We start from the raw sequence: 15,114 nt of genomic DNA, 5'->3' as shown, positions 1-15,114 counted from the left end.
CGTCGCCCGGCAATCCGGGACGCTGGAACGCCCGTAGCGGCGCTGAACTGCGCGAACGGGAACTGCCCGGGACGGCGGGCTGGAACGCCGACGGGAAACGGCGGGGGGAAGGGAGGAGCACGTGGGGGCGGGGGATCTCGCCGCATTGTTGCGGGAGTTGAAGGAGCGGTCGGGGCTGAGCTACGGGGCGCTCGCCAAACGGCTGCACACCAGTACGTCGACGCTGCACCGGTATGCGAACGGGACCGCGGTGCCGACCGAGTTCGCGCCGGTGGAGCGGTTCGCCCGGGCGTGCCGGGCGGCTCCGGAGGAGTTGGTGGAGGTCCACCGGCGGTGGATCGTGGCGGACGCGGCACGGGGGCGCCGCGGCGCGGAGAAGGGGCCGGAGGCCGGGGCGGAGCGGGAGGCGCCGGCCGCAGAGGAGCAGGGGGCGGAGTCCGGCGCGGCGCCCCGGCCGGCACCGGAGGCGGAGACGGAGGCGGGCGCAGGTACGGCGGCCACCGCACCGTCCGCCGTCGTACCGGGCGAAACCGCGCCGCCGGCCGGGCCCGCCCGGCCCGCGTCCCGTGCGCGGTGGATCGCCGCCCTCGTGGGGGCCGGCGTCGCCCTGACGCTCGGGGCCACCGCCCTCGTCGTCCCGGGCGGGTTCCTGGCGTCGAAGGGGGAGCGTGCCGGGGCGGTCGCGGAGGCGTCGCCGGACGGAGCCGGGCCGCCGGGGTTCGAGAAGCCGGGGTCCGAGAAACCGGGCGCGGGCGGCGTCCCGAAGCGGTCCCCGGGCGGCACGGCCGGGCCCGGCTCCGGGCGCGGGGTCGACGGGCACGACACCGGCGAGGGCGCGGCCCCCGACGGCACCCCGTCCCCGGGGGGCGGGCGGCAGGACGGCGGGCCGCCGGCCACCGGCGCGCCGCTGACGGTGGCCACCCAGCCGCAGTACTGGGACAGCCCCTGCGGCCATCCCTACCTGATCGACCGGCCGCCGGGCGGCATCGCGCCCCCGCCCAACGAACAGGACGCCCCCGGTTGGGTGTCCGCCAACGGCGCGGTGTCCGCGGGCCGGCAGAGCGTGCGGCTGACCGTCCAGGGCGTCGGCGGCGGCACCGTCGTCCTGGAGTCCCTGCACGTCCGCGTCGCCGGCACCGACGCGCCGCTGGCCTGGAACGACTACGCGATGGGGTACATCGGGGTGGGCTGCGGCGGCGACGTGCCCAAGCACAGCTTCGACGTGGACCTCGACGCCTCGGTGCCCCGCCTGACCCCCGAGGAGGGCACGCACGACGACTTCCCCTACACGGTGCGGGCCGACGACGCCGAGACCTTCTACGTGAACGCGGCCGTCGAGGACCACCACGTGCGCTGGTACCTGGAGTTGGAGTGGTCCAGCGGCGGCCGGCACGGCACGGTGCGCATCGACGACACCGGGAAGCCGTTCCGCACCAGCGGTGAGCGGGGCCGGCCGCAGTACGGGTACTCCCTCGACAAGAAGCGGTGGGTGCCGATCCGGCGCGAGCCGGACGGGGCGGTGACCGAACTGCCGGAGGGCGCGTGAACGACCGGGCCCCGTACCGCGCGGTGCGGTACGGGGCCCGGGTGGTGCGGCGGGGTGGGCGCTACAGCCGCTCGGGGGTGCGGATGCCGAGCAGGGCCATGCCCTTGTGGAGGGTGCGGGCGGTCAGGTCGCACAGGAAGAGGCGGTTCTCGACCTGCTCCCGGGTGTCCGCCTTCAGGACCGGGCACTGGTCGTAGAAGGTCGTGTACAGCGACGCGAGCTGGTAGAGGTACGCGGCCAGCTTGTGCGGGGCGTACTCCGTCGCCGCCTCGGCGACGGTGGCGCCGAACGCGTCGAGGTGCAGGCCCAGCGCCCGCTCCGCCGGGGCGAGTTCGAGCTGCTCGTGGGCGGCCGGGCGGGTCTCGCCGGCCTTGCGCAGGATCGACTGGATCCGGGCGTAGGCGTACTGGAGGTACACGCTGGTGTCGCCGTTGAGCGACACCATCTGGTCCAGGTCGAACTTGTAGTCCCGGCTCGGCGACGTCGACAGGTCCGCGTACTTCACCGCGCCGATGCCGACCTGCGCGGCCCGCTCCTGGATCTCGTCCTCGGTGAGGTCCCGGGCCTTCTCGCGCACCACCTCGGCGGCGCGCTGCACCGCCTCGTCGAGCAGGTCCTGGAGCCGCACCGTCTCGCCCTCACGGGTCTTGAACGGCTTGCCGTCCGCGCCGAGGACCGTGCCGTAGCCCATGTTGTGGGCCTTGACCTGGTCGTTCAGCCAGCCGGCCCGGCGGGCCGCCTCGAAGACCATCCGGAAGTGCAGCGACTGGCGGACGTCGACGACGTACAGCAGCGTCGTGGCGTCCAGGTCGAAGACGCGGTTGCGGATCGCGGACAGGTCGCTCGCCGCGTACCCGAAGCCGCCGTCCGCCTTCTGCACGATCAGCGGGACCGGCTTGTCGTCCTTGCCCTTGATGTCCTCGAAGAAGACGACCAGGGCGCCCTCGGAGCGCACCGCGACGCCGGACTCCTCCAGCAGCCGCGCGGTCTCGGCCATCATGTCGTTGTAGGCCGACTCGCCGACGATCTCGTCGTCGCGGATCTCCATGTCGAGCTTCTCGAAGACCGAGTAGAAGTAGACCTTCGACTCGTCCACGAACCGCTGCCACAGGCCGAGGGTCTCCGCGTCGCCGGACTGCAGGGCGACGACCCGCTTGCGGGCGCGCTCCTTGAACTCCTCGTCGGTGTCGAAGACCGCGCGCGAGGCCTTGTAGACCCGGTTGAGGTTCGACATGGCCTGGTCGCCGTCGACGTCGGCGGCCGGGGCGAGCTCGTCCGGGTTCTCGATCAGGTACTGGATGAGCATGCCGAACTGCGTGCCCCAGTCGCCGATGTGGTGGCGGCCGATCGTCTTCTCGCCGGTGAAGTCCAGCATGTTGCGCAGGGCGTCGCCGATCACCGCCGACCGCAGGTGGCCGACGTGCATCTCCTTGGCGACGTTGGGCTGCGCGTAGTCGATGACCGTGGTGCCGGTGGTGGTCGCGTACGGCACGCCGAGGCGGTCGTCGGCGGCCCGCGCGGCGAGCGTGGCGACGATCGCCCGGTCGGCGACGGTGATGTTGAGGAAGCCGGGGCCGGAGACCTCGACGTCGGCGAGGACGCCGTCGGTGCCGAGCGTCTCGACGACCTTGCCGGCCAGCTCCCGCGGGTTGCCCCCCAGCTTCTTGGCCAGGGCCAGCAGACCGTTGGCCTGGAAGTCGGCCCGGTCGCTACGTCGCAGCAGCGGGTCCGCGGCGCCGGCCTCCGGCAGGGCTGCCGAGAGGGCGTCCGCGACGCGCTGGTTGACCGTAGCTGCGAGGGAGGTGACCGAGGCCATTGAGCTGCCGTTCCGTTGGGGTGGAAAGGGTTTGCCCTGAGTATCCCACGGCAGTACCACTGAATTTCCGGGCGGCGGGCGTCTGGGACAATGGGCACCGTCAGGCTTTTGACCGTCCGGACCGTTCGGCCCGCGCCGCGGGTGACGGAGCGCGGCACCGGAGGGCGCGAGTGGGCGCATCGGAAAAGCACCAGGAAGAGGAAGGGCCGATCGTGGCTCAGCAGAGCACCGAAACCGACTGGGTTTCCAGGTTCGCGGACGAGGTCGTTGCCGAGGCGGAGCGCCGCGCCCCGGGCAAACCTGTCGTCGTCGCCTCGGGACTGAGCCCGTCCGGCCCGATCCACCTCGGCAACCTCCGCGAGGTGATGACCCCGCACCTGGTCGCCGACGAGATCCGGCGCCGCGGCATCCCCTGCGAGCACGTCCTGAGCTGGGACGACTACGACCGGTACCGCAAGGTGCCGGCTGGTGTGGACCCGTCCTGGGAGGAGCACATCGGCAAGCCGCTGACGGCGGTGCCCGCCCCGCCCGGCAGCCCGCACGCCAGCTGGGCCGAGCACTTCAAGGCGGCCATGGAGGAGTCCCTGGCCGAGCTGGGCATCGAGTACCGCGGCGTCAGCCAGACCGCCCAGTACACCTCGGGCGCCTACCGCGAGCAGATCCTGCACGCGATGAAGCACCGTGGTGACATCGACGCCGTCCTGGGCCGCTACCGCACCAAGGACAAGGCCACCGGCAAGCCGAAGAAGCAGCAGCAGAAGCCGGTGGACGCCGCGGAGCTGGAGGCGGCCGAGGGGTCCGGCGCGGCCAGCGAGGACGACGGCAGCGCCGGCGGTGCGGGCTACTTCCCGTACAAGCCGTACTGCACGGTCTGCAACAAGGACTTCACCAAGGTCATCGGCTACGACGACGCGTCCACGGAGATGGCGTACGAGTGCGTCGCCTGCGGCCACTCCGAGACCGTGGCGCTGCGCGAGTTCGACCACGGCAAGCTGGTGTGGAAGGTCGACTGGCCGATGCGCTGGGCCTACGAGGGCGTGGTCTTCGAGCCGTCCGGTGTGGACCACTCCTCGCCCGGCTCGTCGTTCGTCGTCGGCGGCCAGATCGTCCGCGAGGTGTTCGGCGCCGACCAGCCGATCGGCCCGATGTACGCCTTCGTCGGCATCAGCGGCATGGCGAAGATGTCCTCGTCCAAGGGCGGCGTGCCCACCCCGGGCGACGCGCTGAAGATCATGGAGGCGCCGCTGCTGCGCTGGCTGTACGCCCGCCGCAAGCCCAACCAGTCCTTCAAGATCGCCTTCGACCAGGAGATCCAGCGGCTCTACGACGAGTGGGACAAGCTCGCCGCCAAGGTCGCCGAGGGCACCGCGCAGCCCGCGGACGCCGGGGCCTACGCCCGGGCCATCGGCACCGCCGCCGGTGAACTCCCGCGCACGCCGCGCCCGTTGCCGTACCGCACGCTCGCCTCCGTCGCGGACATCACCGCGGGCCACGACGAGCAGACCCTGCGCATCCTGAGCGAACTCGACCCGGAGAACCCGGTCGGCTCCCTCGCCGAGACCCGGCCGCGGCTCGACAAGGCCGAGCACTGGATCGCCACCCAGGTCCCCGCCGACCAGCGCACCGTCGTCCGCGACGAGCCCGACGCGCAGCTGCTGGGCTCCCTGGACGAGCAGTCCCGGGGCGCGCTGCGGCTGCTGCTCGACGGCCTGGACGACCACTGGTCGCTGGACGGCCTGACCACCCTGGTCTACGGCGTTCCGAAGGTCCAGGCGGGCCTGGACCCGGAGGCCAAGCCGACCCCGGAGCTGAAGGTCGCGCAGCGTTCCTTCTTCGCGCTGCTCTACAACCTCCTGGTCGGCCGGGACACCGGTCCGCGGCTGCCCACGCTGCTGCTCGCGGTGGGTGCGGACCGGGTCCGCAAGCTGCTGGCCGGCTGACGGGAGGAGGCCCGGGCGGCCTCCTCCTCCCTGAGGGCGAGAACGGGTTCGGCCCCGGGAACGACGGTTCCCGGGGCCGAACCCGTCACGCTGGAGGAATGCGGGCAATCATCGGGTTCTTCGTCATGGTCCAGGGCGGTCTGGGCCTCGCCGGCCTGTTCTTCGCGGACGGCCCCTGGGGCGTGCTCCGGCACTGGGTCGACCTGCCCTGGCCCGCCTACGGCGCCCTCTTCGTGGCGGGCGCCGCACTGCTGGTGTGGGGGGAGTCGGACCGCAAGGGGAAGGGGGCGGGGGCGGCGGCGTAGCCGGCACCTCCGCCGCGGGCGGCGCCAACGGGCTTGCGGGGCCGGCCCGTTCGGCGCCGGCCGGGCCGCCCCGTGGGCTCACGGGATGTGTTCCGCCTCCATCTCCATCCGGAAGCGGGCGCGGAACTCCCGGATGAAGCCGCGCAGGTAGCCCTCGCTGAGCGGGCCGCCGTCGCGGCCCTGGTACCCGTAGAACTCCAGCAGGTAGCGGCCGAACTGCCGGGAGTCCGGGAAGTCGTTCTTCTCCGCCACGTACGAGCGGAACGCCGCGAAGTACTTCTCGTCCCGGGGCGCGTCGTCGGCGGGCTCCCCGGCGGGGACGTCGCCCGGCGCGTCCTCCGGGAGCGCGCCGCCCGCGGTGCCCAGGGGGCGGCTGCGGCCCGGGCCGACCGGGACGGTCAACTGGTGCCCGGATGCGGCGAGTTCGACCTCGGGGGCTTGTGCGACGGGTTCCGGGCGCGGCGGGGGGACGTCCTGGTGCGCGGGCCGGCCGACTGCGACCGGTTCCGCCGCTGGTTCCGTCGCCGGTGCGGGCTCCTGCCCCGACCCCTGCGGGGGGGCCGGTTGCTGTTCCGGTTGTGGTTCCGTTTCCGGCCGTGGGGGCGTGGGTGCCGGGCGGGTGTCCGTGGCGGCGGGCAGGGCCTCCGGGCCCGGGTGGGCGGGGGCCGGGGAGAGCGCGCGGGAGCGGGCGGCGTCCGCCGGCTGGTCGATGCCGGCCGCGGCGAGTCCGGCCGGCGCGGTCTCGGCCAACGGGACGCCGTACCGGGCCAGTCGCAGCGGCATCAGCGACTCGACCGGTGCCCGGCGGCGCCAGTTCCGCCCGTAGCGGGCCCGCAGCCGCGCCTGGTAGACGAGCCGGTCCTGTTCCAGCCGGATGACCTGGTCGTAGGAGCGCAGTTCCCACAGCTTCATCCGGCGCCACAGCCGGAAGGTGGAGGGGAAGGCGAGCAGCCAACGGACGAGCCGGACGCCCTCCATGTGCTTGTCGGCGGTGAGGTCGGCCATCCGGCCGACGGCGTGCCGGGCGGCCTCCACGGCGACCACGAACAGCACCGGGATCACCGCGTGCATCCCGACGCCCAGGGCGTCGGGCCAGGCGGCGGCGCCGTTGAACGCGATGGTCGCGGTCGTCAGCAGCCAGGCCGTCTGGCGCAGCAGCGGGAACGGGATGCGGATCCAGGTGAGCAGCAGGTCCAGGGCGAGCAGGACCACGATGCCGGCGTCGATGCCGATCGGGAAGACGACCGCGAAGGCGCCGAAGCCCTTCTTCTCGGCCAGGGCGCGGACCGCCGCGTAGGAGCCGGTGAAGCCGATCGCCGCGATGAGGACCGCGCCGGCGATCACCACGCCGATCAGGATGCGGTGCGTGCGGGTCAACTGCGCGGTCTGTGTCGCGGACACCCGCGGTCCCTCCCCGGACTCGGCGAATTGGCGCGCATAGCGTTGCACACCCGTTCCTGCCGGGTCGGGGAGGGCTCCGGGACGCGGGAGGGGGTCCCGGGCGGGTCCGTCGGCCCCGGGCGGGTCAGCCCTGGTTGGCCTTGGTCGCGGCGGTGACGGCTTCCTTGGCGGCGGCCTGGGCGGCCTTCAGCAGGTCGTTGCCGTTGGGGGTGTCCGCGCCGGCCATGCCCGCGCCGTTGTAGTTGACGGTGACGACGATGTTGGCGGTGCGCGCCACGATCGTCGTGTTCTTGAAGTCGTTGTCTTCCTTGCTGACGTCGTAGCTGATGGCCGTGGCCGCGTCACCGGTGCCCGCGGTCGGCACGGCGGCGACCTTCTTGGCGCCCTGGGTGGCCTTGGCGTCGTTGACCTGCTGGGTGTAGAAGTCCGTGGCCCGCTTCTCGCCCGAGCCGATGGTCGGGTCGGAGTCGTAGCGCTGGAAGGCGACGTCCAGCCAGCGGAACTGGGTGCCGTCGACGCCCTGGTCGTCGGAGCTGCTCCAGGAGCAGGCGCCGCGCGAGGTGGTGTCGGTGGACTTGCCCTGGGTGCCGGCCGCGTCCTTCACCTTGGGCAGCAGCTTGTCGAGGGTGCCCTTGGAGAACGCCTCGCAGGGGTTCGGCAGCTTCTTGAACTTCGCGGCGGCGACGGTCGGCGAGGGGCTGCTGGCGGCGCTGGACGAGCCGGAGGGAGTGCTGTCACCGGAGCTCTTGCCGTCCGAGCCGGAGCACCCGGCGACGAGCAGCACCGGTACTGCTGCGCAGGTGAGGAGGCTGGCGAGTCGCTTGGCGGATCGGTGCATGGTTCCTTCGCTGTTCGTCGTCGTCGAGTCGGTGCGGACCCTTGTGGAGCGTGCTGGTCCGGCCCCGGGGGCGGGGCTGGTCCTAGGGCACGGTACGCGGCGGAGCGAGGGGGGTGGCCGATTCATAACAATTGAGCGGTGGGACGAATCGGGCGATTCGTGAGTGAAGCACCTGATCCGGATTAACGGCATCAACGGGGCCTATTCGCTGAGGCTGTCGGCCAGTTCGCCGGCCAGGGAACGGGCCTTGTCCTGCAGTTCCTGGCTTTCCGGCAGCTGCGTCTTGTCCGTGGACCACTGGTCGTAGGTGAGCGTCACGATGACGTTCGACGTGCGAAAGACCACAGTGATGTCGCGGTGCACGCCGGAGTCCGTGGTGATCAGTTGGTCGTTCAGGAAGGCCGCGTCGCCGAGGCCGTCCAGGACGCGCGGGGCGAGCGGGCTGCCGGGGCCCGTCGCGGGGTCGGACGGGGTCGCCGAGGGGGAGTTCGACGGGCTGGCCGGGGCGCTGGTCGCCGCCGCGGCGCCGTCCGCCTTCTTCCCGCCCGCGGCGGCGTCCTGGCCGCCGCCCGCGTCCGTGGCGCCGGCCGTCGGCGTCTGCTGGCCCTTGGGCGCGTCCTTCGGGCTGGCCGACGCGGAAGGGGTGGCGGAGCCGGCGGACGGGATCTTGGCGGCCTGCTCCTTGCCGAGGTAGAGCTCCTGCGCCCGGTCGTCGTCGCTGACCGCGGCGTTGTACGAGACCACGCGCTGGATGTCGAGCGTGAGGTGGCGGGTCCCCGCGGTGGTCTCCCGCGTCCACTGGCAGCCGACCCGGCGGTCGGTGTCGTAGGTGATGTCGGCCCGGCCGCCGTAGATCTTCTGCGCGTCCGCCTGCGACAGCTGCTGGTCGTCGCCGGGGAGCATGGCGCGCAGGGTGCTGCGGGACGGGAGGCCGCAGGCCTCCGGCAGGGTCTGGTAGCGGCCCGGCTGGGCGGACGGGCTGGCCGTGGTGGCGTCACCGCCCTTGCCGTCACCGCCGCTGGTGCCCGTGGCGGAACCTCCGGAACAGCCGGTCAGGCCGGCGGCCAGGGCCACGGTGACCAGCAGTGCGGCACCGGGTACGAACGACTTGCGCGGCATCGTTCGCGGCTCCTTCCCTGCGGAAATGCGGTTGCCGCCGGGCGGCGGCCGATGGACACAATGTGTACCGCACGTTTTGCCGTGAACGCCGGTTCGGCGTCCAAGATCGGACATATTGTCCGGCTTTTGCGTTTTCCAATTTTTCGGGGGAAAGAGACAGGTATGTCGTACACCGAGGTGCCCGGTGCCCAGGTGCCGATCCGGATGTGGGCCGATCCCGCCACGGTCGAGGGCGTCGCGATGCAGCAACTGCGCAACGTCTCCACGCTTCCGTGGATCAAGGGGTTGGCCGTGATGCCGGACGTGCACTTCGGCAAGGGGGCCACCGTCGGATCGGTCATCGCGATGCGCGGTGCGGTCTGCCCGGCCGCCGTCGGCGTCGACATCGGCTGCGGGATGAGCGCGGTCAAGACCTCGCTCACCGCCGACGACCTGCCCGGTGACCTGTCCCGGCTGCGCTCCCGGATCGAGCAGGCGATCCCGGTGGGCCGGGGCATGCACGACGACCCGGTCGATCCGCGCCGCGTCCACGGGTTCCCGGCCGCCGGCTGGGACGACTTCTGGGGCCGCTTCGACGGCGTGGCCGAGGCGGTCAGGTTCCGGCACGAGCGGGCGGCCAAGCAGATGGGCTCGCTGGGCTCCGGCAACCACTTCATCGAGTTCTGCCTGGACGAGACCGGCGCGGTCTGGCTGATGCTGCACTCCGGTTCCCGCAACATCGGCAAGGAACTGGCCGAGCACCACATCGAGCAGGCCCGGAAGCTGCCGCACAACCAGGGGCTGGTCGACCGCGACCTCGCCGTCTTCGTCGCGGACACCCCGCAGATGGCGGCGTACCGCAACGACCTGTTCTGGGCGCAGGAGTACGCCCGGCACAACCGCGACGTGATGATGGCCCTGTTCCAGGACGTCGTCCGCGCGGAGTTCCGCAAGGCCCGGCCGACCTTCGAGCCGGTGATCTCCTGCCACCACAACTACGTGGCGGAGGAGACCTACGAGGGCGTGGAGCTGTTGGTGACCCGCAAGGGCGCCATCCGGGCCGGCAGCGGTGAGTACGGGATCATCCCGGGCTCGATGGGCACCGGTTCGTACATCGTCCGCGGGCTGGGGAACCCGGCGTCCTTCAACTCCGCCTCGCACGGCGCCGGCCGCAAGATGAGCCGGAACGCGGCGAAGAAGCGCTTCTCCACGCGCGACCTGGAGGAGCAGACGAGGGGCGTGGAGTGCCGCAAGGACTCCGGCGTCGTCGACGAGATCCCCGGCGCCTACAAGCCGATCGAGAAGGTCATGGAGCAGCAGCGGGACCTCGTGGAGGTCGTCGCCAAGCTCAAGCAGGTGGTGTGCGTGAAGGGGTGAGCGGGCGGGGTGCTCGCTCACCCCGGGGCGCTCGCTCCACCCGGAGCGGCGCTGCCCGCCCGTTGGTTCGGTGCCTGCTGTGGCCTGTCGGTTCGATGTGCGTCGGGACCGTCGGACCGGTTTGCGTCATGCCTGCCGGTTCGGTGTGCGTCATGCCTGCCGGGGTCTACGCGGCGTGTTCCCCGCGGGGAGCGGTGGGCCCGGGGCGGCGGCGGGCCGGTCGCCGACGTTGGATCAGGTACTCGGCGGCGATCAGGTTCACCAGCAGCGCGCACCACGACGAGGTGCTGGCGATGTCGTGGCTGGCCGCGAGCAGATCGCCCGCGTACGCGACCGGGTCGGCGAGTTGGCCCGCCACGAGGTGCTCGACGACGGGCTGGATGATCCGCGAGGTGACCGCGACCAGGGTCAGTGCGACGTTGCGGACCATCCAATCCCGGTGGTCGGCGTAGCGGCGCGCGCGAGCGGCGCGGTAGCCGGCGACTCCGGTGACGATCCACAGCGCGTCGAGCGCGGCCAGGGACACCTGGTTGCTCAGCCCCACTGGGACGAAGTAGACGACCGGTATGCCGATCAGGGCGGAGGGGAACACCCCGCCGAAGAAGTAGGTCCGGCCGATCCACCGGTGGGCGACCGGGTACCGGCGGCGCAGCCAGGGCCAGCACTGGGCGAGGCCGGTCAGCACGGCGACGGTGGCGGTGAAGATGTGCGCCACCAGGAGTGCGTAGTGCAGTTCGCTGCGCGGCGGGACGCGACTGGTGTGCAGGTCGGGCGGGACGTAGGCGCTGACCGCCTGCACCGTGACGAGCAGCGACACCGCGATGAGCGGGACCAGCCAGAGGGCGGTCGGGGGACGCCGGCGCCGGGTGCCCCTGGGGGCGGTGGGCGCGGGCCGGGGTGCGTGCGGGCCGGCGGCCGGTGACGGGGACGCGGGCCTCGGGGTCGTTGGCATGCGTCCACTGTCGTGGCGCGGGAGGAGCGGGACACGGGGCCCGCCCACCCAGGAGGGGGTGTACCTAGGCCCCCTCTTTTGATCGACCTCACCACTCCGCCGGGGCCGGCACCCCCGCGGGTGCCGGCCCCGTCACCCGCCGTCCGGTCAACTGTTGCGGTGCACCTTGGTGTTGGAGGCCTGTGCCCGGGGGCGGACGACGAGCAGGTCGATGTTGACGTGCGGGGGGCGGGTGACCGCCCAGGCGACGGTGTCGGCGACGTCCTGCGCGGTGAGGGGTGCGTCCACGCCCTGGTAGACCTTGGCGGCCTTCTCGGCGTCGCCGCGGAAACGGGTGGTCGCGAACTCCTCGGTCTTGACCATGCCGGGGGCCACCTCGATGACCCGCACCGGCTCGCCGCACAGCTCCAGGCGGAGCGTCTCGGCGATGACGTGCGCACCGTGCTTGGCGGCGACGTATCCGCCGCCGCCCTCGTAGGTGCTGTGGCCGGCGGTGGAGGAGAGGACGACGACGGTGCCGTCGCCCGAGGCGGTCAGCGCGGGCAGCAGCGCCTGGGTCATGTGCAGCACGCCGAGCACGTTGACCTCGTACATCGTGCGCCAGTCGGCCGGATCGCCGGTGGCCACCGGCTCCGCGCCGACCGCACCGCCGGCGTTGTTGACCAGGACGTCCACGGAGGGGAAGCGGGCGAGGGAGCGCGCGAACGCGTCGACCGCGGCGCGGTCGGTGACGTCGAGCGCGTACGCCTCGGCGTGCGGGAGTTCGGCGGCGAGCGCCTCGATGCGGTCCTTGCGGCGGGCGGTGAGCACGACCCGGTAGCCGGCGGCGGACAGCGCCCGTGCGGTCGCGGCACCGATGCCGCTGCTCGCTCCGGTGACGACGGCGGTACGGACGCCGGCGGTGTCGGCGGTGTCAGCGGTGTCGGCGGTGTCGGCGGTCATGGTGCTCTCCCTCTACGCGGTACGGGTGCGGGCGGCGCGTCGTGGTGCCGCCCGTGAACCAGGGTGCAGGTGGCCCGCGCCATCGTGGTGCGGTGTGCGAGCCGGGGTCGGGTCCGGGGCCGGGGTCGGGTCCAGGACCGGGGCGAGTGGAGCCCCGTGTGTCGTGGTGTGGTGCGTGCGATGCGATGCGTGCGGTGGGTGCGATTCGTGTGATGCGTGCGATGTGTCGTGGTGCAGGTGGTGCAGGTGGTGCGGGGTGGTGCGTGCGTGGTCAGGATATGCAGGGGAGCGGGGCGGGTTGACGGCCGGAGGGCCGGCTGACCGTGGCCCCTCGGTCCTGGGGCGCCTGTGTCCTGCCCGGTGGATGCGTCGGGTTCCTGGCTGGGGTTCGTGGCCGGGGTTCGTGGCCTGGTCCCGTGGCCTGGGTCCCCGGCCGGAATCCCCCGCCTAGGCTCCGTGCTCTGGTGCTGCGCGCTTTGGTGCAGTGCCCGGTCCAGTGCCCCGGCGCAGTGCCTGATGGGTTCGGTGGCTTGGTTCCGCCGAGGCCCGGGCGGGCACGTCCCGGAGGGTCACGCCCGGGGCCCCGGGCGTGACCGGGTCAAGCCCGGGGACCCGTGCCCGGCGCCAGCCCCGCCCGGCATGGCTCGACAGCCGGCGGGAGGGCGTCAGCGGCCGCGGGGGGCGTACATGATCACGGCCATGCCGACCAGGCAGACCAGCGCGCCGATCACGTCCCAGCGGTCCGGGCGGTAGCCGTCCGCGACCATGCCCCAGGCCAGCGAGCCGGCGACGAACACCCCGCCGTACGCGGCGAGGATCCGGCCGAAGTTGGCGTCCGGCTGGAGCGTGGCCACGAAGCCGTACACGCCCAGGGCGATCACCCCGGCTCCGATCCACGCCCAGCCCCGGTGCTCCCGTACCCCTTGCCACACCAGCCAGGCACCGCCGATCTCGAAGAGCGCGGCGACGACGAACAGGGCTACGGAACGGGCGATAAGCATGCCGCTCAGCGTAAGGATCCGAGCCGGCCTCGGGTGAGGACGGGTCCGTCCCGGCCCGCCGCCGGCGCGTGGCGCGCGGGCCATCGCCCGCGGACCGGAGCGCATCGGCGTCGCCGCGGTCGCCCCGGCGCCTCACCTCCGCGCGGAGCGACCCGCGGACCGTGCGGCAGCGGGGGCGGACGCGGGGGACGCGGGGGACGCCGAGGACGCGGTGGCCATGCCGGCCGGGTCGGCCGGGTCGGATCCGATGCCGGTCCACCGGACGAGGGCGGTGCGGAGTGCCGCGGCGCGTTCGCCGGGGTCGGTGGCGTCGGTGGCCCAGGCGACGTAGCCGTCGGGACGCACCAGCAGGGCCGTCCGGCGCTCGCTCGCCCAGCAGGCGGTGACGACCCGGTCGGTCGCGGCCTCGCGCATCGCCTCCTCCGGTATCTCGCCCGCCGGGGTGACGAGGACGAACGCGCTCTGCCGCAGCAGCTCGTAGAGCCGTCCGCCACCGGCGAGGCGGAGGTCGGGCGCGCGGCGGCCGGCCAGCCGGTGGGCGCCGGGCCCGGCCGGATAGGCGACGTCGATGCCGGAGACGCCGCCGATCGCCCGCCGGGACAGTGGCGGCAGGTGGGTGAGGAGTTGCCCGCCGAGGCGGCGCAGCGCCCGGCCCGGAGCGGCGCGCAGCAGCGCGAGCCGGATCAGCGCACCGCTGCTGCGCAGCACCGCGGTGCCGACCGGGTGGCGTTCTTCCTGGTAGCTGTCGAGCAGGGCATCGGGGGAGTGGCCCCGCACCACCGCCGCCAGCTTCCAACTGAGGTTGGCCGCGTCCTGGAGGCCCACGTTCATCCCCTGGCCACCGGCCGGGGAGTGGACGTGCGCGGCGTCACCGGCGACGAAGACCCGGCCGACGCGGTAGGCGGGGGCCTGGCGTTCGTCGCTGTGGAACCGCGAGATCCAGCGGGCGTCGTGCATGCCGAAGTCGGTGCCGAAGGAGAGCCGGGTGACCTCGCGGACCTCGTCGAGGGTGGCGGGGGCGTCGTCGGAGGCCGGCGCGTGGCGGTGCCACCCCAGGACGCGGTACCAGCCGTCACCGAACGAGCCCACCAGGGCGAAGGCGTCACGGGCGGCGCGGACGGCGAAGGGAGAGTCGGGTGCCCGGTCCAGCCGGACGTCGGCGAGGACGACGGAGCGGACGACGGCCTTTCCGGGGAAGGGCAGGCCGATCGCCGCGCGGACGGAGCTGCGGGCGCCGTCGGTGCCGACCACGTAGCCGGCGCGCAGGCTCCCGACGTCCCCGGCAGGCTCGCCGGCCGCCCGGAACCGCACCGTCACGCCGTCCGCGTCCTGGGTGAGCCCCCGCACCTCCGCCCCGTACCGGAAGGTGACGCCGGCCTGCCGCGCGCGCCGGAGCAGCAGTCGTTCGACCTCGTACTGCGGCGTGATCAGGACGAAGGGAAAGCGGCTGTGGAGGCGGGTCGCGGGGAGCACCGCGTCCCCGAACACCTGGAGGCCGGGGAGTCGATGGCCGCCGGCGATCAGCTCGTCGGCGAGCCCGCGGGCGTCCAACTGCTCCAGCGTGCGGGCGTGCACGGCGAGGGCCCGGCTGAGATTGCTGGTGGTGTCGTCGCGCCGCTCCAGGAGCGTGACGGCGAGCCCGGCCTCGGCGAGGTCCCCGGCGAGCAGCAGGCCGGTCGGGCCGGCGCCGACGACGATCACGTCCGTGTCCCGGCCGGCGGGCGCGGTGGCGGGGGCGCGCCGTGCCTCGGTGTCGATCTCCGGCCGCGCGGGCGGAACGGTCGGTCGGGTGGCCGGTTCGCTGTCGTGGTCGTGGTCGCTGCTGAGGTCTGCGGGCTTGCGGTTGAGGGCATCCATGTCTGCCGCCTCCTACCAACGCACGGTGGTCAACAACTGTT

The 15,114-nt window shown here is 73.2% G+C and carries 12 protein-coding genes; 4 read left to right on the top strand and 8 right to left on the bottom strand.

What is annotated here, in order from left to right; translation table 11 throughout:
• The first annotated feature begins 121 nt into the window (after positions 1-121).
• A complete protein-coding gene (locus ABD385_RS26905) occupies positions 122-1,546 on the top strand; it encodes a transcriptional regulator (protein WP_344580781.1) in 1,425 nt (474 codons plus the stop codon).
• Between the two features lie 61 nt (positions 1,547-1,607).
• Here ABD385_RS26905 and argS read toward each other — a convergent pair whose 3' ends face one another.
• Positions 1,608-3,362, bottom strand: coding sequence for an arginine--tRNA ligase (gene argS, locus ABD385_RS26900; RefSeq protein WP_344580778.1), 1,755 nt, complete (start codon positions 3,360-3,362; stop codon positions 1,608-1,610).
• Between the two features lie 212 nt (positions 3,363-3,574).
• On the opposite strand from argS, the gene lysS reads away from it, so the two are divergent.
• Positions 3,575-5,302, top strand: a complete 1,728-nt coding sequence (lysS, locus tag ABD385_RS26895) for a lysine--tRNA ligase (protein WP_344580776.1) — start codon at positions 3,575-3,577, stop codon at positions 5,300-5,302.
• Between the two features lie 98 nt (positions 5,303-5,400).
• The gene (locus ABD385_RS26890; RefSeq protein WP_344580772.1) at positions 5,401-5,607 is read left to right on the top strand and encodes a hypothetical protein; all 207 of its coding nucleotides are present in this window, start codon (positions 5,401-5,403) and stop codon (positions 5,605-5,607) included.
• Between the two features lie 78 nt (positions 5,608-5,685).
• Here ABD385_RS26890 and ABD385_RS26885 read toward each other — a convergent pair whose 3' ends face one another.
• From ABD385_RS26885 to ABD385_RS26875, 3 genes are all read right to left on the bottom strand, one after another.
• Positions 5,686-7,008: a DUF2637 domain-containing protein gene (locus tag ABD385_RS26885; RefSeq protein WP_344580769.1), complete on the bottom strand. Its 1,323-nt coding sequence runs from the start codon at positions 7,006-7,008 to the stop codon at positions 5,686-5,688.
• A gap of 124 nt (positions 7,009-7,132) precedes the next feature.
• Positions 7,133-7,846, bottom strand: a complete 714-nt coding sequence (locus tag ABD385_RS26880; RefSeq protein WP_344580768.1) for a DUF3558 family protein — start codon at positions 7,844-7,846, stop codon at positions 7,133-7,135.
• Positions 7,847-8,047: 201 nt separating this feature from the next.
• On the bottom strand, positions 8,048-8,965 hold the full coding sequence (locus ABD385_RS26875; protein ID WP_344580764.1) for a hypothetical protein: 918 nt from the start codon (positions 8,963-8,965) through the stop codon (positions 8,048-8,050).
• A 162-nt stretch (positions 8,966-9,127) separates the two neighbouring features.
• Between ABD385_RS26875 and ABD385_RS26870 the strand changes: the two genes are divergently transcribed.
• Entirely contained in the window at positions 9,128-10,321 is a 1,194-nt protein-coding gene (locus ABD385_RS26870) for an RtcB family protein (RefSeq protein ID WP_344580761.1), read from the top strand.
• Positions 10,322-10,487: 166 nt separating this feature from the next.
• Here ABD385_RS26870 and ABD385_RS26865 read toward each other — a convergent pair whose 3' ends face one another.
• The 4 genes from ABD385_RS26865 to ABD385_RS26850 all read right to left on the bottom strand — a co-directional run bounded on the left by ABD385_RS26865 (position 10,488) and on the right by ABD385_RS26850 (position 15,073).
• Complete coding sequence (locus ABD385_RS26865) at positions 10,488-11,273, bottom strand: DUF2306 domain-containing protein (RefSeq protein ID WP_344580758.1); 786 nt, start codon at positions 11,271-11,273, stop codon at positions 10,488-10,490.
• Positions 11,274-11,420: 147 nt separating this feature from the next.
• Positions 11,421-12,215 (bottom strand): SDR family NAD(P)-dependent oxidoreductase, encoded by a 795-nt coding sequence (locus tag ABD385_RS26860; RefSeq protein WP_344580755.1) that lies wholly within the window; start codon positions 12,213-12,215, stop codon positions 11,421-11,423.
• A gap of 665 nt (positions 12,216-12,880) precedes the next feature.
• Positions 12,881-13,216: a YnfA family protein gene (locus ABD385_RS26855; protein ID WP_016572466.1), complete on the bottom strand. Its 336-nt coding sequence runs from the start codon at positions 13,214-13,216 to the stop codon at positions 12,881-12,883.
• 132 nt (positions 13,217-13,348) lie between these two features.
• Positions 13,349-15,073 (bottom strand): FAD-dependent oxidoreductase, encoded by a 1,725-nt coding sequence (locus ABD385_RS26850; protein ID WP_344580750.1) that lies wholly within the window; start codon positions 15,071-15,073, stop codon positions 13,349-13,351.
• Between the last annotated feature and the right edge of the window lie 41 nt (positions 15,074-15,114).

Source organism: Streptomyces lunalinharesii (assembly GCF_039532155.1).
Lineage (GTDB): Bacteria > Actinomycetota > Actinomycetes > Streptomycetales > Streptomycetaceae > Streptomyces > Streptomyces lunalinharesii.
This window is presented reverse-complemented; position numbering and strand designations above follow the sequence as displayed.

Excerpts from the sequence above, each read along its gene's own strand:
- argS (WP_344580778.1), bottom strand. The coding sequence starts at position 3,362 with ATGGCCTCGGTCACCTCCCTCGCAGCTACGGTCAACCAGCGCGTCGCG.
- ABD385_RS26875 (WP_344580764.1), bottom strand. The coding sequence starts at position 8,965 with ATGCCGCGCAAGTCGTTCGTACCCGGTGCCGCACTGCTGGTCACCGTG.
- ABD385_RS26890 (WP_344580772.1), top strand. The coding sequence starts at position 5,401 with ATGCGGGCAATCATCGGGTTCTTCGTCATGGTCCAGGGCGGTCTGGGC.
- ABD385_RS26855 (WP_016572466.1), bottom strand. The coding sequence starts at position 13,216 with ATGCTTATCGCCCGTTCCGTAGCCCTGTTCGTCGTCGCCGCGCTCTTC.
- ABD385_RS26865 (WP_344580758.1), bottom strand. The coding sequence starts at position 11,273 with ATGCCAACGACCCCGAGGCCCGCGTCCCCGTCACCGGCCGCCGGCCCG.
- ABD385_RS26850 (WP_344580750.1), bottom strand. The coding sequence starts at position 15,073 with ATGGATGCCCTCAACCGCAAGCCCGCAGACCTCAGCAGCGACCACGAC.
- ABD385_RS26870 (WP_344580761.1), top strand. The coding sequence starts at position 9,128 with ATGTCGTACACCGAGGTGCCCGGTGCCCAGGTGCCGATCCGGATGTGG.
- ABD385_RS26880 (WP_344580768.1), bottom strand. The coding sequence starts at position 7,846 with ATGCACCGATCCGCCAAGCGACTCGCCAGCCTCCTCACCTGCGCAGCA.
- ABD385_RS26860 (WP_344580755.1), bottom strand. The coding sequence starts at position 12,215 with ATGACCGCCGACACCGCCGACACCGCTGACACCGCCGACACCGCCGGC.